Origin of the sequence: Rhodoferax sp. BLA1, assembly GCF_013416775.1 — a bacterium.
Taxonomy (GTDB): Bacteria; Pseudomonadota; Gammaproteobacteria; order Burkholderiales; family Burkholderiaceae_C; genus Rhodoferax.
The window spans coordinates 338,159-359,761 of sequence record NZ_SZVI01000001.1 but is presented as its reverse complement, the minus strand read 5'-3'; the positions used below and the strand labels follow the sequence as shown (position 1 = coordinate 359,761).

At 61.6% G+C, this 21,603-nt stretch carries 24 protein-coding genes; 2 read left to right on the top strand and 22 right to left on the bottom strand.

Features of this window, described 5'->3' with window-relative positions; translation table 11 throughout:
• Positions 1 to 66: 66 nt before the first annotated feature.
• Positions 67 to 1,143: a multiple monosaccharide ABC transporter substrate-binding protein gene (gene chvE, locus FDG13_RS01745; RefSeq protein ID WP_370528135.1), complete on the bottom strand. Its 1,077-nt coding sequence runs from the start codon at positions 1,141 to 1,143 to the stop codon at positions 67 to 69.
• A gap of 150 nt (positions 1,144 to 1,293) precedes the next feature.
• On the opposite strand from chvE, the gene FDG13_RS01740 reads away from it, so the two are divergent.
• The gene (locus tag FDG13_RS01740; protein ID WP_180125088.1) at positions 1,294 to 2,259 is read left to right on the top strand and encodes a LysR family transcriptional regulator; all 966 of its coding nucleotides are present in this window, start codon (positions 1,294 to 1,296) and stop codon (positions 2,257 to 2,259) included.
• On the opposite strand, the gene FDG13_RS01735 is transcribed toward FDG13_RS01740, so the two are convergent.
• Positions 2,256 to 3,035, bottom strand: a complete 780-nt coding sequence (locus FDG13_RS01735) for an SDR family NAD(P)-dependent oxidoreductase (protein WP_180125087.1) — start codon at positions 3,033 to 3,035, stop codon at positions 2,256 to 2,258. The two genes, FDG13_RS01740 and FDG13_RS01735, sit on opposite strands and share 4 nt — an antisense overlap.
• Positions 3,036 to 3,253: 218 nt before the next feature.
• Between FDG13_RS01735 and FDG13_RS01730 the strand changes: the two genes are divergently transcribed.
• Complete coding sequence (locus FDG13_RS01730) at positions 3,254 to 4,012, top strand: aldose 1-epimerase (RefSeq protein ID WP_180125349.1); 759 nt, start codon at positions 3,254 to 3,256, stop codon at positions 4,010 to 4,012.
• A 179-nt stretch (positions 4,013 to 4,191) separates the two neighbouring features.
• Here the strand turns inward: FDG13_RS01730 and FDG13_RS01725 are convergent, their stop codons facing one another.
• The 20 genes from FDG13_RS01725 to FDG13_RS01630 all read right to left on the bottom strand — a co-directional run bounded on the left by FDG13_RS01725 (position 4,192) and on the right by FDG13_RS01630 (position 21,593).
• The gene (locus tag FDG13_RS01725) at positions 4,192 to 4,515 is read right to left on the bottom strand and encodes a plasmid stabilization protein (protein WP_180125086.1); all 324 of its coding nucleotides are present in this window, start codon (positions 4,513 to 4,515) and stop codon (positions 4,192 to 4,194) included.
• Positions 4,516 to 5,122: 607 nt separating this feature from the next.
• Entirely contained in the window at positions 5,123 to 6,079 is a 957-nt protein-coding gene (gene yjfF / locus FDG13_RS01720; RefSeq protein ID WP_180125085.1) for a galactofuranose ABC transporter, permease protein YjfF, read from the bottom strand.
• Positions 6,076 to 7,146 (bottom strand): ABC transporter permease, encoded by a 1,071-nt coding sequence (locus FDG13_RS01715; protein WP_180125084.1) that lies wholly within the window; start codon positions 7,144 to 7,146, stop codon positions 6,076 to 6,078. The genes yjfF and FDG13_RS01715 overlap by 4 nt, the downstream gene beginning before the upstream one ends.
• Positions 7,143 to 8,696 (bottom strand): sugar ABC transporter ATP-binding protein, encoded by a 1,554-nt coding sequence (locus FDG13_RS01710; RefSeq protein ID WP_180125083.1) that lies wholly within the window; start codon positions 8,694 to 8,696, stop codon positions 7,143 to 7,145. The genes FDG13_RS01715 and FDG13_RS01710 overlap by 4 nt, the downstream gene beginning before the upstream one ends.
• Before the next feature lie 93 nt (positions 8,697 to 8,789).
• Positions 8,790 to 9,755 (bottom strand): ABC transporter substrate-binding protein, encoded by a 966-nt coding sequence (locus FDG13_RS01705; protein ID WP_180125082.1) that lies wholly within the window; start codon positions 9,753 to 9,755, stop codon positions 8,790 to 8,792.
• Between the two features lie 323 nt (positions 9,756 to 10,078).
• Positions 10,079 to 11,062, bottom strand: a complete 984-nt coding sequence (locus FDG13_RS01700) for an aldo/keto reductase (RefSeq protein ID WP_180125081.1) — start codon at positions 11,060 to 11,062, stop codon at positions 10,079 to 10,081.
• 279 nt (positions 11,063 to 11,341) lie between these two features.
• On the bottom strand, positions 11,342 to 11,611 hold the full coding sequence (locus FDG13_RS01695; protein WP_180125080.1) for an RnfH family protein: 270 nt from the start codon (positions 11,609 to 11,611) through the stop codon (positions 11,342 to 11,344).
• Positions 11,608 to 12,297, bottom strand: coding sequence for an electron transport complex subunit E (locus FDG13_RS01690; RefSeq protein WP_180125079.1), 690 nt, complete (start codon positions 12,295 to 12,297; stop codon positions 11,608 to 11,610). The genes FDG13_RS01695 and FDG13_RS01690 overlap by 4 nt, the downstream gene beginning before the upstream one ends.
• Positions 12,294 to 12,965 (bottom strand): electron transport complex subunit RsxG, encoded by a 672-nt coding sequence (gene rsxG, locus FDG13_RS01685; RefSeq protein ID WP_180125078.1) that lies wholly within the window; start codon positions 12,963 to 12,965, stop codon positions 12,294 to 12,296. Before rsxG ends, FDG13_RS01690 begins: the two co-directional genes overlap by 4 nt.
• Positions 12,962 to 14,047 (bottom strand): RnfABCDGE type electron transport complex subunit D, encoded by a 1,086-nt coding sequence (locus FDG13_RS01680; RefSeq protein ID WP_180125077.1) that lies wholly within the window; start codon positions 14,045 to 14,047, stop codon positions 12,962 to 12,964. Before FDG13_RS01680 ends, rsxG begins: the two co-directional genes overlap by 4 nt.
• Entirely contained in the window at positions 14,044 to 15,552 is a 1,509-nt protein-coding gene (rsxC, locus tag FDG13_RS01675; RefSeq protein ID WP_180125076.1) for an electron transport complex subunit RsxC, read from the bottom strand. The genes FDG13_RS01680 and rsxC overlap by 4 nt, the downstream gene beginning before the upstream one ends.
• Before the next feature lie 15 nt (positions 15,553 to 15,567).
• Positions 15,568 to 16,149: an RnfABCDGE type electron transport complex subunit B gene (locus FDG13_RS01670; RefSeq protein WP_180125075.1), complete on the bottom strand. Its 582-nt coding sequence runs from the start codon at positions 16,147 to 16,149 to the stop codon at positions 15,568 to 15,570.
• Positions 16,149 to 16,730: an electron transport complex subunit RsxA gene (gene rsxA, locus FDG13_RS01665; RefSeq protein WP_180125074.1), complete on the bottom strand. Its 582-nt coding sequence runs from the start codon at positions 16,728 to 16,730 to the stop codon at positions 16,149 to 16,151. The genes FDG13_RS01670 and rsxA overlap by 1 nt, the downstream gene beginning before the upstream one ends.
• Positions 16,730 to 17,263 (bottom strand): SoxR reducing system RseC family protein, encoded by a 534-nt coding sequence (locus FDG13_RS01660; protein ID WP_180125073.1) that lies wholly within the window; start codon positions 17,261 to 17,263, stop codon positions 16,730 to 16,732. Before FDG13_RS01660 ends, rsxA begins: the two co-directional genes overlap by 1 nt.
• Positions 17,260 to 18,312 (bottom strand): FAD:protein FMN transferase, encoded by a 1,053-nt coding sequence (locus tag FDG13_RS01655; protein WP_218942572.1) that lies wholly within the window; start codon positions 18,310 to 18,312, stop codon positions 17,260 to 17,262. Before FDG13_RS01655 ends, FDG13_RS01660 begins: the two co-directional genes overlap by 4 nt.
• Before the next feature lie 34 nt (positions 18,313 to 18,346).
• Positions 18,347 to 18,685, bottom strand: coding sequence for a nitrogenase stabilizing/protective protein NifW (nifW, locus tag FDG13_RS01650; RefSeq protein ID WP_180125072.1), 339 nt, complete (start codon positions 18,683 to 18,685; stop codon positions 18,347 to 18,349).
• A 36-nt stretch (positions 18,686 to 18,721) separates the two neighbouring features.
• A complete protein-coding gene (gene nifV, locus FDG13_RS01645; protein ID WP_180125071.1) occupies positions 18,722 to 19,879 on the bottom strand; it encodes a homocitrate synthase in 1,158 nt (385 codons plus the stop codon).
• A gap of 305 nt (positions 19,880 to 20,184) precedes the next feature.
• A complete protein-coding gene (locus FDG13_RS01640; RefSeq protein ID WP_180125070.1) occupies positions 20,185 to 20,766 on the bottom strand; it encodes a TIGR00730 family Rossman fold protein in 582 nt (193 codons plus the stop codon).
• 66 nt (positions 20,767 to 20,832) lie between these two features.
• Positions 20,833 to 21,072, bottom strand: a complete 240-nt coding sequence (locus tag FDG13_RS01635; protein ID WP_180125069.1) for a helix-hairpin-helix domain-containing protein — start codon at positions 21,070 to 21,072, stop codon at positions 20,833 to 20,835.
• A 170-nt stretch (positions 21,073 to 21,242) separates the two neighbouring features.
• A complete protein-coding gene (locus tag FDG13_RS01630) occupies positions 21,243 to 21,593 on the bottom strand; it encodes a hypothetical protein (RefSeq protein ID WP_180125068.1) in 351 nt (116 codons plus the stop codon).
• Positions 21,594 to 21,603: the final 10 nt, after the last annotated feature.

The following is a 21,603-nucleotide window of genomic DNA, read 5'->3' as shown; positions in this document are numbered from 1 at the left end:
TTGCCTCTGAAAATGAAAAAGGCCCTGCGCTTGTCTGCACAGGGCCTTCTACCCTAGCCAAGTCAACTACTTGAGTTGTTCTTCTTTGATGTAACCACTGCCGACCAAAACTTCCTTGTAATTGGACTTGTCAACACTGACTGGTTTCAACAGGTAAGAAGGCACCACCTTGACCTTGTTGTTGTAGGTCTTGGTATCGTTGATCTCGACCTTTTTGCCACTCAGCATGGAATCGACCATGCCTGCCGCAACCTTGGCCAACTCACGGGTGTCCTTGAACACGGTGGAGTACTGTTCACCACGGATGATGGACTTGACGGACGGCACTTCAGCATCCTGGCCGCTGACAAAAGGCATGGCTTGACCGCCACTGCCATAACCCACACCTTTGAGTGCCGACAAAATCCCGATGCTGATACCGTCATAAGGTGACAACACCGCATGCAGTTTGGCCTTGCCGTAATAGGCGCTCAGCAGGTTTTCCATGCGTGCCTGGGCAGTGGCACCGTCCCAGCGTAGCGTTGAGACCTTGTTCATGCCGGCTTGTTTGCTCTGCACCACCAGCTTGCCTTTGTCGATGTACGGTTGCAGCACGGACATGGCGCCGTCATAGAAGAAGTAGGCGTTGTTGTCGTCAGCCGAGCCGCCGAACAGCTCGATGTTGAACGGGCCCTTGCCTTCTTTCAACCCCAAAGCTTTTTCCAATGACTGAGCTTGCAGGACACCGACTTGGAAGTTGTCGAAGGTGGCGTAGTAATCCACGTTCTTGCTACCCACAATCAGACGGTCATAGGACAGGACCTTGACGCCTTTGTCGGCCGCTTTTTGCAGCGCATTGGACAAGGTGGTGCCGTCAATCGCAGCAATCACCAGCACCTTCACCCCTTTGGTGATCATGTTTTCGATCTGTGCCAACTGGTTCGGGATGTCGTCGTCACCGTATTGCAAGTCAGTCTTGTACCCCTTGGCTTGCAAGGCGGCCACCATGCTGTTGCCGTCGTTGATCCATCGAGTTGAGCTCTTTGTCGGCATGGCGATACCAACGGTTCCCTTGTCCTGGGCTTGTGCCAGCGGTGCTGCAACGCCCAAACCCAGTGCCAAAGCGATGGCCAGTGCTTTTAAAGTTGTTCTGCGAGCTTTCAAAATAAGACTCCTGTAGGGTGATCGACTATTTGTTGTCATGTCCTCGCCAGACGGCTCGGATGGCTCGGATCATAGGGACAATGCTGGATATATTCCAATATATTTTGTGCTTATTCCGATATCTAAAAGCGGATTGGTAGAAACCCTGATATGACAAATTACACCCATTGGCTGATCCGTGCACGCTTGAAAACCCGGCAGCTGCTGCTGATCGTGGCGCTGGCCGAAGAAGGCAATATCCACCGTGCCTCACAGGTGCTCAGCATGACTCAGCCGGCGGCCTCCAAACTGCTCAAGGACCTGGAGGATGTGCTGGGGGTGCAGTTGTTTGAGCGCCTGCCACGCGGCATGCGCCCGACCTGGTATGGCGAGACCATGATCCGCCATGCCCGAGCGGCCCTGAACAGCCTGAACCAGGCCAACGACGAGTTGCAGGCCGCCAAACATGGCCAGTTTGGGCAAGTCAACCTCGGGGCCATCACCGCGCCGGGAGTGGTATTGCTGCCCCCGACGATTGCCGCCGTGAAGCAAGCCCATCCCCACCTGCGTATCACGATCCAGATTGAGTCGAGCAATGTGCTGCTGGAGCAGCTGTACCGTGGCACGCTGGATGTGATGATTGGCCGCTTGTCCGAAGAGCATGACACCGACGACCTGCGTTACGAATCGATTGCCGATGAGCCGGTCTGCGCGGTGGCCCGACCTGGTCATCCGCTGTTTGGCACAACACCGTTGCTGTTTCCCGACTTGTTGGCTTATGGCTGGATCGTGCCACCGGTTGGCAGCGTCATGCGCCACAAATTTGACCTGATGTTTCAGGAGCTGGACCTGCAGCAGCTGAGCAACCGGATCGAAACCAGCTCCTTGCTGTTTTTGACCAAAATGATGCAAGACAGCGACATGGTCAGCATCATGGCGACCGATGTGGCGCGCTATTACGCCGACCACGGTTTGCTGCGCATCCTGCCGGTGGATTTGCCGTGTGAGCTGGAGCCCTTTGGTTTCATCACCCGGCGCGACAAACCCTTGTCACCGGCGGCGCAGGTGCTGTTGTCCGCCTTGAAAACCTCGGCGCAGGCGGTGTATGGCAAACAGTTTGCGCCGGTGGCCGACTAGTTCCAGCCCGCGTCCACCTTGAACTCCTGTGCGGTGCACATCGCCGCGTCGTCCGAGGCCAGAAACAGCGCCATACGTGCCACATCGCTGGCCTGAATCATGTCAGGCAGGCATTGGCTTCGGCGGATGGTGTTGATGTCTTCCTCATTGAGCCATTTGGACAGCTGGCGCTGGGTCATGACCCAGCCCGGCGACAGCGTATTGATGCGGATGCGATCCGCACCCAAGGTCTCAGCCAAACCCCGGGTCAGCCCATTCATCGACGATTTGGCAACGGCATAACAGGGATAGACACCACTTTTTTCCTGCCAGCCAGTGGAGCCCAGGTTGATGATCGAACCGCCGCCCAGGCGGCGCATGCCGGGCACCAGCGCCTGGATGGCAAAAAACGCCGGGCGCTGGTTCACCGCCATGCGCTCGTCCCAGTAGTCGGGTGTGACCGATTCAAGCGTGTGGCGGTCGTCACTGGCGACGTTGTTGACCAGGATGGAAAAGTCGCCCAGTTCTTGCTGGGCCTGGGCCAAGGTTGCCTGTAAGGCCACCACATCGCTGACATCACAACTGCGCCACCAGACGCGCCCCCAGCCCTGGGCCTCGATGTTGGCCGCCAGTTCGGCACTTTGGGCGTCGGCGATGTCCACAAACGCCACCTGTGCACCTTGTTCGGCAAAAGCACCCACGATGGCGGCACCAACCGATGTCGCCCCACCCGTGACAAACACACGCTGCCCTTGAAGACTGGGGTAAACGGCCAAAGCTCTCTTCTTAGTCGACATGTCGGTTCCTGTATCAACAGGCAAGTATTGCAATTTGTGTATGTTAGACACTAAATAATTGATCCCAGGTGTGATTGATCAATTGTTAGCATCTTGAATGAAAAGAAAATGAACAGACCCTGTGCCTGACTCGGCCCTGGTGGCTTGGGTCGGGCTGTCCTTTTTGAGATCGTGATCCACCATGCACACCACCGAACACCCCATCCACTGGTTACACCCTGGCCTCATTTCCGCTGGTGCCTTGGTCCAACCGCATCAGCGCGGGTGGTTTCGAGTTTGACGGTGTGCATCACCCGATGGCCCCCAACCGGGCTGGCGAGCCCTATCCGATCCATGGCGACGGCTGGTTGCAGCCCTGGGCGTTGCACCAGCCAAAAGACAACATGCTGGAGATGACACTGGAGTCACAGGCGTTTGACGGCAACCCCTACAACTACCGGGCGCTGCAGCGTTTTGTGCTGATCGACGGTGGCATGGACCAGACGCTGACGGTCACCCACACCGGCGAAACACCCTTGCCGTACGGCCTGGGTCAACACCCGTTTTTTCCGCGCCCGGTCGGTACCCGGCTGACGACGCAGGTGCAAGGGGTTTGGCTTAGCAGGCCTGATTGCCTGCCAACCCAACACACCACCCAATTTCCGCCAAGCTGGGACCCGCGTGCAGGCATGGATGTCCATGGCTCGTTGATCGACAACGCCTACACCGGCTGGTCGGGTGAAGCCCGCATAAATTGGCCAGAGCAGCAGCTGGCGCTGACCATGCGCGAGCCCAGCATCCTGGGCCGGGGCCAAAATGACGGCATGTGTTTGTTGTACCGCTCACCCGTCATATCGGCGTTCTGTTTTGAGCCAGTCACCCACCCGATTGACGCCTTTCACATGCCTGGGCTGCCGGGTTTGAAGGTGTTGCACAAGGGTGAGAGCCTGACGCTGCACCTGGAATGGCGCTTCACCGAGACAGCGTCGACGGTTTGACGGTGTAGGTAAGGGGGAGGGGGCGGGGGAGGGGGAGGCGCCCCCGCCCGCCATCCTGAGTCTTGTGGGCGTGTTTTGATAATGATAGCTATCAGCCCTTTATGGATAAGGGCTTGAAGCTATTTTTATGCCCAAACCCCTAGATCGATCGGGGCATACCCCAAGGCACATCGCCCGCCTCAAGACAACGCGGCTTCCAGTTGGGCCTTGTTCATTTTGGAGCGTCCGACAAGGCCACGTTGGCGCGCCTCGTTGCGAAGCTGCAGCAGCGTGCGGCCACCCGGCCCTTGGTGTGAACGCAGCCCACCGCGTCGGCTGGCCGACATGTCTTTGATCGACGAGGCGCTGGCCTCGGTGGACTCGCCGTGTTGGGCCCGCTCTTTGTTGACGGTGCGCGCGGCAATTTCCTCAGCCAATGACTCGCTGCGGCCATGTGCCAGCAGGCTGTCCTTGATCTGGGTGTACTGGCGCTGGCGCTTGGCGCTCCAGGGATTCTTGGGCATGGGTTCTCCTTGGGGCGTGGGCGGGGTGTGTCGTGGCTAGGCGTCTTGTTGTCGCTCCAACTCGGCAGACTGCGCCGGGTCCTCCTGGCCTTCGGGAAAGTCTGAGGCGTCAGGCACGGGTGTCGTGGTTGTCAACACATCAAGCGCAGGCACACAGAGCGGTTCCGGGGGCCTAAACATGTTCGCTACCGCAAGACTCAGCGGCCGCTTTGTCGCAGCGTTCTTGGCCTTTGGCCATTTGGGTTGGGTGGGTGACATACCTGGATTGACGTTGATCCAGTCGACCAAGTCCGTTCGTCAGCGCACCCAAGGCCTTGGTACCCAGCAAAAAGTTGACGGACAAGCCTGCGCCAAAACCCGCCAGCCTGGGCCACAACAACGCCGCCCTCAAGGCGGGCAATGAGGCGTGGGAGCGTTCAAGGACATCAACACGGCATCACCATTGTCAAGCGGACGCCACAACAACCCCGGGCGCCCAAGCTCAGTGCAAGTCACCCACAGGGCTGCGTTTTGGCAAACCAACATCCAGCCATCTTTTGGATTCAATAGTCATAGCTCCTCGCCCTCATTTCATAAGGGTATGAGGCACTTTTGGCACTTGGGCGTGCTATTTTTTTCTGACCTCAAACACCCGCTGCAGCACACAGAACACCAGCAGCAAGGCGCCAATCACGATGCGGGTCCACCAGGAGCTCAGTGAGCCGTCAAACATGATCAGGGTCTGGATCAGGCCCAGCGCGAGCACCCCAAACAGGGTGCCCACCACATATCCCACACCCCCGCTGAGCAGCGTGCCACCAATCACCACCGCCGCAATCGCATCCAGCTCCAGGCCAATTGCGTGCAGGCCATAACCCGACAGCATGTAGAAAGTGAACACCACTCCACCGAGGGCCGAGCAAAAACCGCTCAAGCTGTAGACCAGCACCGTGGTGCGTGCCACCGGCAAGCCCATCAGCATGGCCGACTGCTCACTGCCACCAATGGCGTAGACGGTGCGGCCAAACTCGGTCGCATGCGCCATAAAGATGGCCGCCAGCAGCACCAGCACCGCCAAAATGGCGCTCAGCGACACCGCCGCGTCCGGCCACAGAGGCACCCGTGTTTGCGCCAGCGCGGTGTAGGTCTCGTCGGTGATGCTGATCGAGTCGATGCTGATCACGTAACACAGGCCACGTGCCAGAAACATGCCCGCCAGGGTCACGATGAACGGCTGTAGCCTGAAACGCTGGATCAGCCAGCCCATGAACGCCCCCAGACCGGTGCCCATCAGCAAGACCAGCGGAATGGCCAGCCCTAGGTTCCAGTGCTGGTGCTCCACCAGCTCGGCCAGCACCATGGTGCTCAGGGCCACCACCGAGCCTACCGACAGGTCAATGCCGCCGGTCAGGATGACAAAGGTCATGCCCACCGCCACAATCACCAGAAACGCGTTGTCGATCAGCAGGTTCAGAAACACCTGGGCCGAGAAAAATCCGTTGTAGGACACCGAGCCAAAGGTGGCCATCGCCACAAACAGGGACACGGTCGCCACCAGTGGCAGGTATTTGGCGTTGAGCTTCATACGGCACCCCCGGTCGCTGCGGGTCGCACCACCCAGCCATGTACCGTTCGCCGGAAATCTGCGGACTGCAACAGCATCACCACAAACACCACCACCGCTTTGACCACCAGATTGATCTCGGGGGGCACACCTATCGAATAAATGGTCGAGGTCAATGTCTGGATGATCAGCGCACCAACCATCGTGCCCGCCAGGTTGAAACGGCCCCCGCTGAGCAGGGTGCCGCCCAGCGTCACCGCCAGAATGGCGTCGAGTTCCATCAGGTTGCCCGCATTGTTGCCGTCGGCACTCTTGACGTTGGAGCTGATGATCAGCCCGGCAATGCCGGCGGTCAGCCCGCAAAAGGCGTAGACACAAACGGTGATGAGCCGCTCACGCACACCCGCCAGCCGCGCTGCCGCCGGGTTGATGCCAATGGCCTGGATGAATAGGCCCAGGGCGGTGCGGGTCACCAGCAGATGCACTGCCAGAAAGGTGCCCCCGGCAATGAACAAGGCAAACGGCAGCCCCCACAGGAAACCGTTGCCAATGTAGAAATACGGCGCGTAATACACGGTGACGATTTGCCCGCCGGTGGCCAGCTGCGCAATACCACGCCCGGCCACCATCAGGATCAGTGTGGCAATGATCGGCTGCAGGCCAATCTTGGCCACCAGTACACCGTTCCACAGCCCACAAAACAGCGCCACCAGCAAAGCACACACAATCGCCAGCGGCATCGGGAAACGGCTCACATGGGTGGGCACACCGTTGTTGATGACCAGGGTGCCGCCAATCATGAGGGCGGCGACGGAGGCACTGATAGCCACCACCGCACCGACCGAGATGTCGATGCCACGTGTGGCAATCACCAGCGTCATGCCCAGCGCCACCAGCATCAGCGGGGCAGAGCGGTTCAGGATGTCGATCAGGCTGCCGTAGAGGTGGCCGTCACGCCACTGCAACACCCAAAAACCCTGGTTCAGACTGGCGTTGACCACCAGGATCAGGGCCAGTGTGACCAGCGGCCAGAACAGGGAATGCGACAGCAGGCGCTTGAAGAGGGGTTCAGAAGAAGAGGTGCTCATGCGTGCTCCGCAATTAGGGCGTAGACCGCATGGTCGCTGCTGCCTGCGGGCAACTCACCGACCTTGGCGTGGTCACGCATGACCACAATGCGGTCTGCCACCCGCACCACCTCGGACATTTCCGAGGAAATAAACAACACCGCCATACCCTGTTTGGCCAAGGTCAATATCTCGTTCATGATTTCTTGTTTGGCGGCAATGTCAATGCCGCGTGTGGGTTCGTCCAGAATCAGCAGCTTGGGCTGCGTGGCCAGCCAGCGCGCCAACACGGCTTTTTGCTGGTTGCCGCCAGAGAGCTGGCCAATCGGGGTGTCAACGTCCGAGGTCTTGATGCCCAGCGCTTTGACATAGTGCTGCGCCATCTCGGTCTGGCGGGCACGGCTGATGAACGGCCACAGGCCTTGACGGGCCTGCAGCGCCAGCGCAATGTTTTCACGCACCGAGAGTTCGGCGATGATGCCCTCGGCCTTGCGGTCTTCCGGGCACAGGCCCAAACCGAGCTTGATGGCGGTCGACGGTGAGTCCATGTGCACCGTCTGACCACTGAGCGTGATCTCTCCTGCGTCGCTGCGATCCAGCCCGAACAACAGGCGCGCCAGCTCGGTACGCCCGGAGCCCAGCAAGCCGCCGATGCCCACCACCTCACCCGGGCGCACACTCAAATCCATGGGTTTGACACTGCCAGCGCGTGCCAGCCCGCGTGTGGTGAGCCAGTCTGCGGCAGGCGCTGTGCCAGCCTGGTCGGCGGGTGTGGCGCCCAGGCTGGCGTCGAGCTCGTGTCCGATCATGGCGGCAATCAGCGCGCCCTGTCCCAGTTCTTCGGCAGCGTATTCCCCCACCAGTTCACCGTTGCGCAACACCGTGATGTGGTCACACAACGCGTACATCTGCCCCAGAAAATGGGTGACGAACACAATCGCCATGCCCTGGTCACGCAGCTGGCGCAGCACCACAAACAGGCGCTCCACCTCGTCGTCGTCCAGGCTGGAGGTGGGTTCATCGAGGACCAACACCTGGGCCGAAATGCTCAGGCCCCGGGCAATTGCCACCATCTGCTGCACCGCCACCGAAAAACTCGACAGCGGCTGGGTCACATCAATGTCCAGATTGAGCCGCTGCAGCAGCGCTGTGGCTTCTTGCTGCATACGTGCCCAGTCGATGGACCAACCCCCTAAAGCGCCGCGACGCGGATAACGTCCGGCAAAAATATTCTCCGCCACCGAGAGGTTGGTGCAGAGGTTGACTTCCTGGTAAACCGTGCTGATGCCCAAGTGCTGCGCGTGCAGCGTGGACGTGGGGCGAATGGGCTGGCCGCGCAAACGGATCTCGCCGCTGTCGGCCGGGTAGACCCCGGTCAGCACCTTGATCAGGGTGGATTTGCCGGCGCCGTTTTGCCCCATCAGCGCATGGATCTCGCCCGCATAAAGCCTCAGTTTGACATTCTGTAGTGCCTGGACCGCGCCAAATTGTTTGTTGATTCCATTGAGCTCCAGTACCGGAGCAGAACTGCCTCGACCCGAAGTTGGCTTGGTGCTGTTTGTGTTGCTCATCCCGTTACCTCATGCCAGACAAATCGCCTGGGCGGCTCGTCTACAAACGGATGCGCAGCACCTGCTGCGCACCGCTGTGATCACAACGACCAATCAGTATTTCCGATTCGGGAACTCTTTGGCTGCCACTTCCATCGGGAAGATGCCTTCCACCGTCACGATGCGACGTGGCAGGGTCTTGCCAGCCATCAGGTCTTTGACCGCCGACATCAGCTGTGGCCCGAGCAAGGGGCTGCATTCCACCGTCACGTCGAGTTTGCCTGCCATCATGGCTTCAAAAGCGCCCTTGACCGCATCCACCGAGATGATGGTGATGTCTTTGGACGGTTTCAGACCGGCTTCTTCAATCGCCTGGATGGCGCCAATGGCCATGTCATCGTTGTGCGCGTAGAGCACATTGATCTTCTTGCCTTCTGCTTTCAGGAATGCTTCCATGACTTCCTTGCCCTTGGCGCGGGTGAAGTCACCGGTTTGTGAGCGGATGATCTTGATGCGAGGCTCGGCCTTGATGATTTCTTCAAAACCTTTCTTGCGGTCGATGGCCGGGCCCGAACCCACGGTGCCTTGCAACTCAACCACGTTGACATCACCCTTGGTGTTCTTCACTTTTTCCACCAGCCAGCGGCCAGCTTTGCGACCTTCTTCGGTGAAGTCAGAACCCATGAAGGTCACATACAAAGAGGTGTCTTTGGAGTCGACCGAGCGGTCGGTCAAGATGACGGGAATCTTGGCTGCCTTGATTTCTTTGAGCACGGTGTCCCAGCCCGATTCCACCACGGGTGCAAAGGCGATCACGTCCACTTTTTGGGCGATGAAGGAGCGCAGGGCCTTGATCTGGTTTTCCTGCTTTTGCTGTGCGTCAGAGAATTTCAGGTCAATGCCTTCTTTGGCCGCTGTTTCCTTGATGGAGTTGGTGTTGGCGGTACGCCATTCACTTTCCGCACCAATCTGGCTGAAGCCCAGCACAATCTTCTTTTCAGCAAATGCGCTCATGGGGGCCATCACCACAAAGCTGGCTGCTACCAGGGTGGCAAGCAGGGAACGCCGATTATTTTTCATGGTTTCTCCATAACAATTGGATTGAACGGGAAATAGAACTTGAGGCACCGCCCGTACTCGGTGACCCATGCTGTCCCTCATTTTGGGGTTCTCATGGTACGTCCGCGCAGCCCGTCTGGGGGGGATATCAAGTGATAGAGATTTGGCCAATATCAATATGTAAATTCGCATTGGGGTAAACCCGCTTGTGGCTGAAGCGTGCAGATGGGCGATTTTTGACGGATGTTGCTGTGAACATCGCGCAGCAGCAGATCGGCCCTTCACCCAGGGGGGTGTGGCCAGATGAGGGTGGCTCAGGCCCCCTCAGGCGGGTATCCGCCGGTTTACCAGCGCTGGTGCACCAGCGGCTTGGCGTAGTGGCTGTAGATGTCGGCCAGAGCCTTCATTGTGGCCTCCGTCAAGGGCGGCAGGTCGGCTGCTGCCACGTTGTCGCCCACCTGGCTGGCGCGTTTGCCACCGGGAATCGAACACGTCACCGCCGGGTTCATCTGGATCCAGCGCAAGGCCATCTGGGCCATGCTCTGACCCTCTGGCACCAGTGGCCGCATGGCCTCGACTGCCTGCAGGCCCACATTGAAATCCAGCCCGGAAAAGGTCTCACCTCGGTCAAACGCGGCACCTTCGCGGTTGAACAGGCGGTGGTCATCGGACGCAAAGCTGGTTTGTGCACTCATCTTGCCGCTGAGCAGGCCCGACGACAGGGGCAGCCGCGCCAGGATGCCCACGCCGCGTTTCTGCGTCTGTTCAAACAGCAGTTCGGCTGGGCGCTGGCGAAACAGGTTGTAGATGATCTGCACACTTTGCACGCCAGGGAACTCGATGGCCTTGAGCGCCTCCTCCACCTTCTCGACACTCACGCCGTAGTGGCGCAGTTTGCCCGCCTTGACCAGGTCATCCAGCACGCCGAAGACCTCGGGCATGTAAAACACCTCGGTGGGCGGGCAGTGCAGTTGCAGCAGGTCAATCGCTTCGGTGTTGAGGTTGACCAGGCTGCGCTCGACAAACGCGTTCAGATTGGCCCGGTTGTAGCCGGAGGCCACATGCGGGTCCAGGCGTCGCCCGGCTTTGGTCGCCACATAAAAGGGCTCGCTGCGTTCGCGTCGTAATTGCGCCAGCAGGCGCTCGCTGCGGCCATCACCGTACACGTCGGCACTGTCAAAGAAGTTCACCCCCAGGTCCAGCGCAGAGTGCAGCGCGTCCATGGACTCGTCGTCATCCACATCACCCCAGGTGCCACCAATGGCCCAGGCGCCGAAGCTCACAGTCGAGATGTTCCAGCCGGTGCGGCCAAGGGGACGGTATTGCATACAAACTCTCTTTGAATGGTCTAGAAAATGGCCGCCACCCCGTGGCTGTCAGCTGGCGGGAGGGCTGGGACAGCGGGCTTGTATGTTAGCGCTGACCGGGGCCAGGTTTGGTTTGTCGTGGGTGGTGTGGTCCGCCAACCCGGTGGGTGGGCGCAGTCCTGGCGCCGCTGGGTTCGCTCAGGATGCTTTGAATTAAATAGCTGTTAGACCTTTTGATATAAGGGCTACAGGCCAATTTGACTTAAAACTTGCGGCAACGGTTGTTGTGTCGACAGGGGCTTACTCGTCATCCTCGGCGTTGCCCCGCAAAGCTGCTGGGTCGGCGGTGATCGGGCGGTAGATCTCCACGCGCTGGCCGGGCTCCAGCCGCGCCTCGAGCGACACGGTTTTGCTGAAGATGCCCACTTTCTGGGTGCTGAGGTCCAGCGATGGAAAGCTGCGGGTGATGCCGCTGAGTTCAATGGCCTCGCGCACGGTAGCGTGTTCGGGCACCTCGATCTCCAGCCAGGTTTGCCGGTCCGGCAAGGCGTAGGTCACACTGACCTTCATGATGCGGCAGCCAGGCTGGTGGTGTCATCCAACGGCGCGGGCAGTGGTCGTGGCGCCTTTTTGCGTGCGTCCAGTGTGCGTTTGGCGGCAATCATCAGCCCCAGCACAATGAAGCCGCCAGCAGGCAGGATCATCACCAGCGCGCCGTCGCCCGGGTACAGGCGAGTCTCCAACACCCCCATGGCTGGCCCCAACAAGTTGGCGGCACCTGAGAACACCGTGCCGCTGCCACCGATCTCGCGTATTGCACCCATCATGGTCAGCGCCAAGGTAAAACCCGCGCCCATGGCCAGCCCATCCAATGCCGACAAGGCCACGCTGTTTTTGCTGGCAAAGGATTCGGCGCGCCCCAGGATCAGGCAGTTCACCACAATCAGCGGGATGAACAGGCCCAGCACCTTGTGCAACTCATGCAGCCAGGCGTTCATGACCAGGTCCACAATCGTCACCAGGGTGGCAATGATCAGCACAAAGGCGGGGATACGCACCTCTTCGGTGATCAGGCCGCGTAACAGGGCCACCAGCGCGTTGGAGGCGATCAGCACCGCCATGGTGGCCACCCCCATGCCCAGCCCCTGGGTGGCGGCCGAGGTCACCGCCAGCGTGGGGCACAGCGACAACATCTGGCTGAACACCACATTGTTGCGCCACACACCGTCAGAGATGATGTCACGAACTTGACTCATGGTTGGGCCTCCTGAAGCAACTCGTCACGGTGCGCAGCAAACAGCCGCAGCCCGTCGCGCACACCGTTGACCACCGCACGCGGGGTGATGGTGGCCCCGGCAAACTGGTCAAACGGGCCGCCGTCTTTTTTCACGGCCCATTTTTCTTCGGGCGGGTCGCTCAAGGAGCGCCCGGTGAAGCGGGTGATCCAGTCGGTGCGGGTCACTTCAATCTTGTCACCCAGACCGGGCGTCTCCGTGTGGTGCAGCACCCGCACACCCAGCAGTTGGCCGTTTTTGTCAATGCCCAGCAGCAAGCGGATCTCGCCGCTGTATCCGGTGGTGCGGGTCTCGAACGCGACCCCTGCGATCTGTTGGGCTTGGCGCGCCCGGTACACCAGGATCGGTGCACCATCCACCAGCAGCTCCAAGGTGTCGCCTGCCGGGTTGTTGTCGTGGATGCTGGCCGGAATCACCTGCTCCAGCGAGTGGCGCAGGTCTTCCAGCGCACTTTGTTCGATGGGTGCCTTGGTCAGGCTGTAGGCCACCGTCAGCAGCAGGGTCGCTGCCAGCGAGAAGCCCCCCAGCACGACGGCGTGTTTGGCGCCGCCAAGCTCCAGGAGCCTAGCCACACGCTCAGACAAGGAGCCCGGCAGAGCCGGTGAAGCGGTGTGATCGGTGGCATTCATAGGGGTATCTTGGGTTTTTTGGTGTCCAGCGACTGGCCACGCCGACTGCGGCCAAACACGCGCGGGCGAAAGCCTCGGTCAATCAGCGGCACCATCGCATTCATCAGCACCACCGCAAAGGCCACCCCTTCCGGATACGCCCCGAGTGAGCGGATCACCCAGGTCAGGGCACCAATGCCCGCACCAAACAACAGCTGCCCGCTGCGTGACACCGGCGATGTCACGTAGTCGGTGGCGATGAAAAAGGCGCCCAGCAAAGTGGCCCCCGACAGCAGGTGGATCGGCATCGCAGCAAAGCGGCTGGGGTCCAGCGCGTTGGAGACCAGCGCCAGCGTGGCCAGGGTGCCCAGCATCGCCAGCGGGATATGCCAGGAGATGATGCGTAAGGCCAGCAGCAACAGCCCGCCTGCCAGCAGCAGGCCAGCCGAGGTTTCGCCCATCGACCCCGGTTCGCGGCCAATGGCCAGCTGCTCAGGGGGCGGCAGCTGCTCAGTGGTCTTGGCCACAGAGATGCCGCGTGAATGTTCGGTTTTGAGAACACCCAGCGAGGTGGCTGCACTCATGTGCTCCGGCAGAGTGCTGTGGCCTGCCACATAGGTCAGGGCCTGGCTGAAGGAGGGCGCGTTGGCGCTGCCCAAGGGGGCCGGTGCCACCCACACCGTGAGCTGCACCGGGAATGAAATCAATAACACGATGCGCGCCACCATCGCGGGGTTGAACATGTTTTGGCCCAAACCGCCAAACAGGTGTTTGCCCAGCACTATCGCCACCAGCGCGCCCAGAAACCCGATCCACCACGGCGCCCAGGGCGGCAAACTCAGGGCCAGCAACCAGCCGGTCAGCAGGGCCGAGCCGTCCGCCAGCCGGGCGCGCACCGGCTGGCCCAGCAGCTTCAACATCAGCGCCTCTGCCGCCAAGGCCGTGGCCAGGGTGATGACAAACAAAAAAATGGCAGGCCAGCCAAACAGCCACAAGCCGTAGGCGGTGGCTGGCAGCAGTGCCGCCATCACCCACAGCATGGTGCGGCTGATGCTGTTGACGGTGTGGGTGAAGGGCCCAGCCCGTGTGGCCATGGTGATCATGTGGATTCCTCCAGCTGGCTGGCAGGTGTGTCGACCGGCGCGGCGGCGCTGGCGGCTGCGGCGGCAGCTTTCGCGGCTTTGCGGGCAGCGGCTGCGGCCTTTTTGGCTTCGGCCTCGCGTGTCGCGCGTTCGTTGCGCGCCTGGATCAGGGATCGGATGCGGTCCTGCCGCCTTGAGTCGCGGTCCAGCGCACCCAACTGACCTTTGGCGAAGTTGAAGTAATGCGACAGCGGGATGTGGGAGGGGCAGATGAAGGAGCAGGATCCGCAGCTCACACAGTCCTGCAGGCCGATGGCTTGTGCCCCTTGCAGGTCGCCACGGCGCACCAACTGCGCCATCTCCAGTGGCACCAGCCCGCAGGGGCAAGCCGAGACACAACTGCCACAGCGGATGCAGGGCGACTCGGCCCCGTCGTTGACCTCGTCGGCGGTGAGCGCCAGCACACCGCTGGTGCCCTTGACCACCGGCACCTGCACCGAGGGCAGGGACGCACCCATCATCGGGCCACCCCCAATGAGTTTGTGAGGTACTGGGTGCAGGCCGCCACAGAACACCAGCAGGTCTTCCACCAGTGTCCCCAAGGGCACATTGATGTTGGCCGGCTCGCGGATGCCGCGCCCAGACACCGTCACCACCCGGCTGATCAGGGGTTCACCGCTGCGCACGGTGCGCGCCACGGCGCGTGCGGTGGCCACGTTGTGCACCACCACACCAATGTCGGCGGTGAGTTTGCGTGAGGGTGTTTCGCGCCCGGTGCAGGCCAGCACCAGGTGGCGCTCGGAGCCCATCGGGAAACGTGTCGGCAGGGCCATCACCTTGATCCAGGGCTCTACCCGGGCTGCCTCGCGGATGGCGGCCAAGGCCTGTGGTTTGTTGCGCTCAATCGCAAACACCACCGACTGCACCTCCAGCGCATAGGCCAGGATACGCACACCGTCGATCACAGCGGCAGCCTCTTCGCGCATCAGGCGGTCATCACAGGTCAGGTAGGGTTCACACTCGGCCCCGTTGATCAGCAGGGTGTCGAGCTGGTAACGACTCTTCAAGTCAAGCTTCACTGCAGACGGGAAAGCCGCACCACCCATGCCCACAATACCAGCGGCTGCCACGCGGCTGTTGAGTTCGCTGGGTGTCACACCCAGCGGAAAATCGTCGGTGATGGGTTTGGGCAGTTCGGCCCAGCGGTCTTGCCCGTCGGTGGCAATGATGATGGTCTTTTGCCGCAAACCCGACGGGTGCGGTGCCACATACTCTTCAATGGCGACCACCGTGCCGGAGCTGGAGGCATGCACCGGCGCCGACAAACCCGGCGCCGCCTTGGCTATCAACTGGCCCTTGAGCACGGTGTCACCCACGACCACCACGGGCAGGGCAGGGGCGCCAATGTGTTGCTGCAGCGGTAGGTAGAGCCTGCGCGGCAGCGGCATGGGCACCACCGCTTTTTCGCTGGACAGTTCCTTGTGGTACTGCAGCTTGACTCCGCCACGAACACGAAAAGACCACATGCTGAAACGTCCTCGTTATTCGGTTGTCAAAGGGGTGGCTACGGCCGTTTTTGGCTTGGGTTTGGGCCAATGCCAGGTGGCCAGGGTGGGCAGCACCGGTTTCATCACAATCGCCTGGGTCGGGCACTCGGCCACACACAGGCCGCAGGCGTAGCAGGCCTCGGGCAGCACCGTGTGCATCTGTTTGGCAGCCCCCACAATCGCGTCAGAACCACACTTGCGGATGCAGCGGGTGCAACCAATACAACGCGCTTCTTCCACCCAGGCGACTGTGGGCAAGGCCTCTTCTGAGCCATCCATCACCAGCCGCACACCCAGCAGGTCGGCCACACGTTGTGCGGTGGAGGCGCCACCGGGTGGGCAAGCACTGGGGGCGGCGCGGCCGTCCACCATGGCAGCGGCGGCCTGTTTGCACCCGGCAAAACCACATTGGGCACAGTTGGAGCCTGGCAGCAGCGCGGCCACCGCCTCGGCGCGGTCATCCACCGGTGTCGACAAATAACGTGAGGCCACGCCCAGAATCACGCCCAGAACCGTGCCGAGCACACCGATGGCGCCCACCGCCTGCGCGGCATGGCTGAGTGCGGTCGCGTCCATCAGTGGCCTCCCAGTCCGGCAAAACCCATGAACGCCAGCGACAAAACCCCGGCGGTGATGAAACCAATCGGCGCCCCCTCAAAAGCCTTGGGCACCTCGGCCAGGGCCAGGCGTTCACGCAGGCCGGCAAAAATCACCAGCACCAGACCAAAACCCGAGGCCGCACCAAAACCACGCAGCAGACTGGCGACAAAGCCGTGACCGGCCTGGATCGTCAGCAGCGCAATGCCCAGCACCGCGCAGTTGGTGGTGATCAGCGGCAGGTAGACGCCCAGCGCCTCGTACAGCGGCGGTGAGATGCGCCGGATCACCATCTCGGTGAACTGCACCACCGCCGCAATCACCAGGATGAAGGTCATGGTGCGCAGAAAGGGCAAGTCCAGCGGCGCCAGCAGCATCGCCTCGGCCACCCAGACAAAACCGGTCGACAAGGTCAGCACAAAGGTGGTGGCCAGCCCCATGCCAATCGCGGTGTCAATGCGTGAGGACGTGCCCATGAACGGGCACAGGCCCAAAAACTTGGCCAGCACCACGTTGTTGACAATGGCGGTGCTCAGCAACACGAGTAAAAAGTCATGCATCACAGGCTCCGCCGCTCAATCACGGGAATGGCCACCTGGCGCAGGGGCTCGGCGCTGGACGATGGGCATGAGGAACCCGATGCATTGCTGGCGCGCCCCAGCACCACCGGCACCAGCGCCTCACGCCAACGTCGCGCCAGTACGCGGGCTGCTGCCGCCCCCGCCAACAAACCTGCCAGCGCGGCGACCGCCGCTACCGCGTCGCCTGCCGTCTGCAGGGCGCTGGCGGCGACCAGCATCGTGACCAGAGGCAGGGCATAGGCGGTGAGGGAGGCGCGAGTCAACGCAGCGCGATCCACGCCTACCAACACCTGCTCACCCAAGGCCAGCAGGGGCTGGCCTGGCCCCAGGTCGCGCGGCACACACCAGCTGGCGCCGCGTTTGGCCTTGCCGCTGCCACAGGCACTTTGGGTGGCGCAGCTGCCACAGGCCGCTGGCGCCTCGGTGGCCAGCCAGACCTGGTCACCCTGCACCCCGACCACACGGGCCAGGCCCTTGATCAAGGCTTCATCGGCTTGGGTGCGCGTGTTCATGACAACTCACTGACCTGGCCAGCGTCATTGATGCAGATGGCACGGCAGCCCGGTTGGGTGCGCAACAGGGCCAGCCGCGCTGACACATCGGTGCTGGGAATCAGCGCCAGTGCGGTGGACAAGGCATCACCCTGGGTGGCCGTGGGAGCCACCACCGTGACGCTTTCATAAGCGGGGGCGGTGCGACCGGTACGGGCGTTGATCAGGTGGGTGTAGCGGCCTGCGTCGTCCAGCCGGGTGCCGTAGCCACCCGAGGTGGCCACCGCCTGGTCCAGCACCGACAGCGTGTGGATGGCCCGGCTCGGTTCACGCGGGTCAGCCAGGCCAATTTGCCAGGCCGAGCCATCGGGTTTGGGGGCTACCGCGCGGGGTTCACCCATGTCGACCAGCATGTGGCTAAAACCGTGGGCACGCAGTATTTCGCTGCAGCGGTCGGTCACAAAACCTTGCGCCACACCGTTGAGTGACAGGCCCATGCCAGGGCGTGCCAGTTGCACCTCCGAGCCAGACAGCTGCACCGCACGCCAGTCCACCAGGGCACGCGCCCGTGCCACTTTGTCCGTTGCGGGTGGCTGGGTGTTGCCACCGGTCACAAAGTGGTCAAAGTACAGGCGCCACAGCGGCTGGATGCTGGGGTCAAACACCCCGTTGGAGGCAGATGCCATGTCCAAAGAGGTGCGCAGCAGTGACACGAATTCGGGTGGGGCATTGTTCAGGCGGCCCGAGCGGTTGAGCTCAGAGATCTGTGAGTCAGCACGAAACAGGCTGAACATGGCCTCCAGCCGGTTCACCTCGGCCAGCGTGGCCGACAGCGCCGCCTGGGCGCGTGTCGTGTCGCCCCCATGGTGGAGGGTGACCGAGGCGGGCGCACCCATGGCCACACCCTGCCACTGCAACGGGGCGGCATGGGCGCCTTGTTGAACGCGCCAAGCCACCAGTGGCACCGCCGCAGCCATCAGCATCAGGCGGCGCCGGGTCAGCAGACCCTGCCGGGGCGCAACAACAGCCTGACTGACAGCCGTGACAGGGTTTGAAGGGCGGTGGGACACGGTGACTCCTTGGGGCTTGTCGAGGTGCTGCGCTTCAGGCCAGGGCGTGACGCGGCAGCGAAGACTTGAGGCTGTCCAGCGACACATGCTGGCGGCCATTGACGTCCTGAAACACCTTGAACACCTTTTCTTGCGCCGGGGTGGACTTGACGAAGTCGTTGTAGGCCTTGACCAACTGCTCGCGGTACGAGGTGTACAAGCCCACCTCGTTGCCCTCGGTCAGCAGGTTCTCCTGGCGGATGTACTGGAAGAAACGTTTCAGGATGTGCAGGCGGCTGACGTTGACCACACTTTGCTCAAACGGCACACCAAAGTACTGCAGGAAGTCCTCGGCCGACGACAGGGCTTTGAGTTGCTGAAGAAAGGTTTCCATGGTGTGTCCTCCGGTGTGGTGTGTGCGATCAGTGGTTCAGGCGGCCCGGGCAAAGGCCAGTGGTGTCGGCTGCGCCAGCGACTCCAGCAAAAAGCCGCGCAATTCGTCGGGTGTGGCTTCCTGCTTGACCCGCATGGCGTGGTCGCGGATGCGTGCCAGCAGGCGGGCGGTCAGGGCGTCGTCGTCCAGCACCACACCCATTTGCACATAGGCCTGGCGCACGGCTTGCGAGCCCGAGTGTTTGCCGAGCACGGTGCGGCGCTGGCGCCCCAGCTCCGACGGGTCAAAACTCTCGTAGGTGGATGCGTTTTTGAGCAGACCGTCGATGTGGATGCCGGACTCATGCGTGAACACCGCCTCGCCCACAATGCTTTTATTGAACGCCACCTGACGGCCCGAGGCGTGCGCCACCAGGTGCGAGATGGTCACCAGCGCCTGTGTGTCAACGCCGGTGCAGGCATGGTGCAGGTGGCGCACCCCCATCACCACTTCTTCCAGGGCAGCGTTGCCCGCACGTTCACCCAGGCCGTTGACGGTGGTGTTGGCATGGGTGGCGCCAGCGCGCAGCGCGGCCAGGGTGTTGGCGGTGGCCAGGCCGAGGTCGTTGTGGGCGTGGATTTCGATCTCGATGTCCACCGCGTCGCGCAGGCGGGCAATGGCGTCATAGGTGGTGAACGGGTCCAGCACCCCCAGCGTGTCGGCAAAACGGAGGCGGCTGGCGCCACAGGCTTGCGCCCGGCGCGCCACCAGCGCCAGAAAGTCTGGGTCGGCGCGTGAGGCATCTTCGGAGCCGAGTGACACCGTGCGGCCACTGGCCACCGCCTGGCTGATCACCCGGGTGACCTGCGCCAGCGCCCAGTCGCGCGACTGGTTCAGTTTGTGTTGCAGGTGGATGTCTGACACCGGAATCGACAGGTGGATGATCTCCGCATCACAACGCAGCGCGCTGGCCAGGTCGACGTCGGTCAGACGGCCCCAGACCATCAACCGGGCCGGCAGCCTCAAAGCGGCAATGGCGTTGATGCAGGCGATTTCTTCCTCACCCATGGCCGGGATGCCGACCTCCATCTCCGACACCCCCGCAGCGGACAGGGCGCTGGCAATCGCACACTTCTCGGCCACCGTGAACGCGACACCGGCGGTTTGTTCGCCGTCGCGCAAGGTGGTGTCGTTGATGATGGGGTTCAGAGGCATGGTGTGGCGTCCTTTGCCTACCTCTTCGCAAGGCTTATGCCATCTGCTTTTGCGCCCTTTTTCAGCCATTTAGCCCGGTTGGCGGGCCCGTTTGTCGGTTCTGGGTGGCACTTTCAGCCCAGCTGGCCGACGGCGCTTGTCGGAATTGTGGTGTTTCGCACAGAGTGGGGCTGCGCAGCAACAGACATTGGCCCTGCCTGTGGTGGAAGCAGAATTGCTGCGACTTCCATAGTGCCTAGCCCTTGATTGACAAGGGCTAGAAGGTGATTTCATTCGCAATCTGGGCCGCAGCCCGATAGCCGCGACTAGGTCTGGCTCTTTTCCACCCACTTGTGGACCGTGGGCGCCTGGTAGCTGGCAAAACGGTCCAGCAGTGCGTCGGGTGTGGGTTCAACCATCAAGGTGCTGCGGTGTGCTGGCCGGACGAACTGCTCGGCCACCGTGTGGTCCAGGAAGGTGGTCAGACCGTCGTAATAACCCGCCACATTGAGCAGGCCGCAAGGTTTGGCATGAAAGCCCAGTTGCGCCCAGGTCCAGACCTCGAAAATTTCTTCCAGCGTGCCGATGCCGCCCGGCAGCGCAATGAAGCCATCGGACAGTTCGGCCATCAGGGTTTTGCGCTCGTGCATGGAGCGGGTGACATGCAGCTCGGTCAGCCCCGTGTGCTCGATCTCCTTGCGTTTGAGTGCTTCGGGAATCACGCCCACGGCGCGCCCGCCTAACTGCAGCACCGAGTTGGCGATCAGCCCCATGATGCCGACGCTGGCACCGCCATACACCAGACCCAGGTCACGGTCGACCAAAGCCTTGGCCAGTGAGCGCGCACCGTCTGCATAAGCCTCCAGCCGTCCAGGGTTGGAGCCGCAATAAACGCAAATATTTTTCATGTTGAGATGGTTAAAAAGAAGGATGGTCGTGAACCATCGCTGATGTGTCGGTGAATTTTCGCAGCGTCAGACTTGGCGCGACTGCGCCAGGGCGATGGCCGCCTGTATCGCCGCCCGCGCCTGCGGGCTGTTTTTCCAGCAGGTGGAGCCAACGATGTCGGCCGCTGTTGAAACGATATCCAGCGCGTTGGCTTTGGCCAGATGCGCCAATGATTCAAAGCCCATTTGCTCCAGCCGGGCGACTACCGTGGGGCCAACCCCTTTCACGGCCAACAAGGCTCTGCGTTCTTCGAGTGGGAAAGGCATGAGGAAGGTGCTTCAGTGTTGTGACAAGGCGTGCTGCTGGCTGGGCCAGATGATGGCTTGCGCCACGATCACCGTCTTGCCATGGAATGTGGTGGCAGGCGATAGGTGGGTAAACCGCCCGGCAGTTTGCCAGAAAAGCTGTTGCCCAAGGCCCCCGTGATGGATGCTACCTAGTTCATAGCTTCTCGCCCAGACAACACAATGGCTAGAGGCCGAAAACGTTCACAAATCCCGGCCAGAAACCGCCACCCGCGTTTGATCAACTTCAGTCCTCCCGATGGTTGCCCCAGACCCACCTGCGCATCACTGTCGGCGCTGATCTCCAGCCAGCCCGCGCAAGGCACACACAACACGCCGCCGCGCAGCACCGGTGTTTGGGTGGTCAGCGAGGTGTGGTCCAGCCACACCCGGCTGATCACCCGCACCGAGCCTGCGGCCACGGTGATGACGGCGCCCCGCTTGAAGTGGGCGGCATAAGACTGCCCGCGTGAAAGCGCCATCGGTGTATCGGTTGTCTGCATGGTCTGGCCC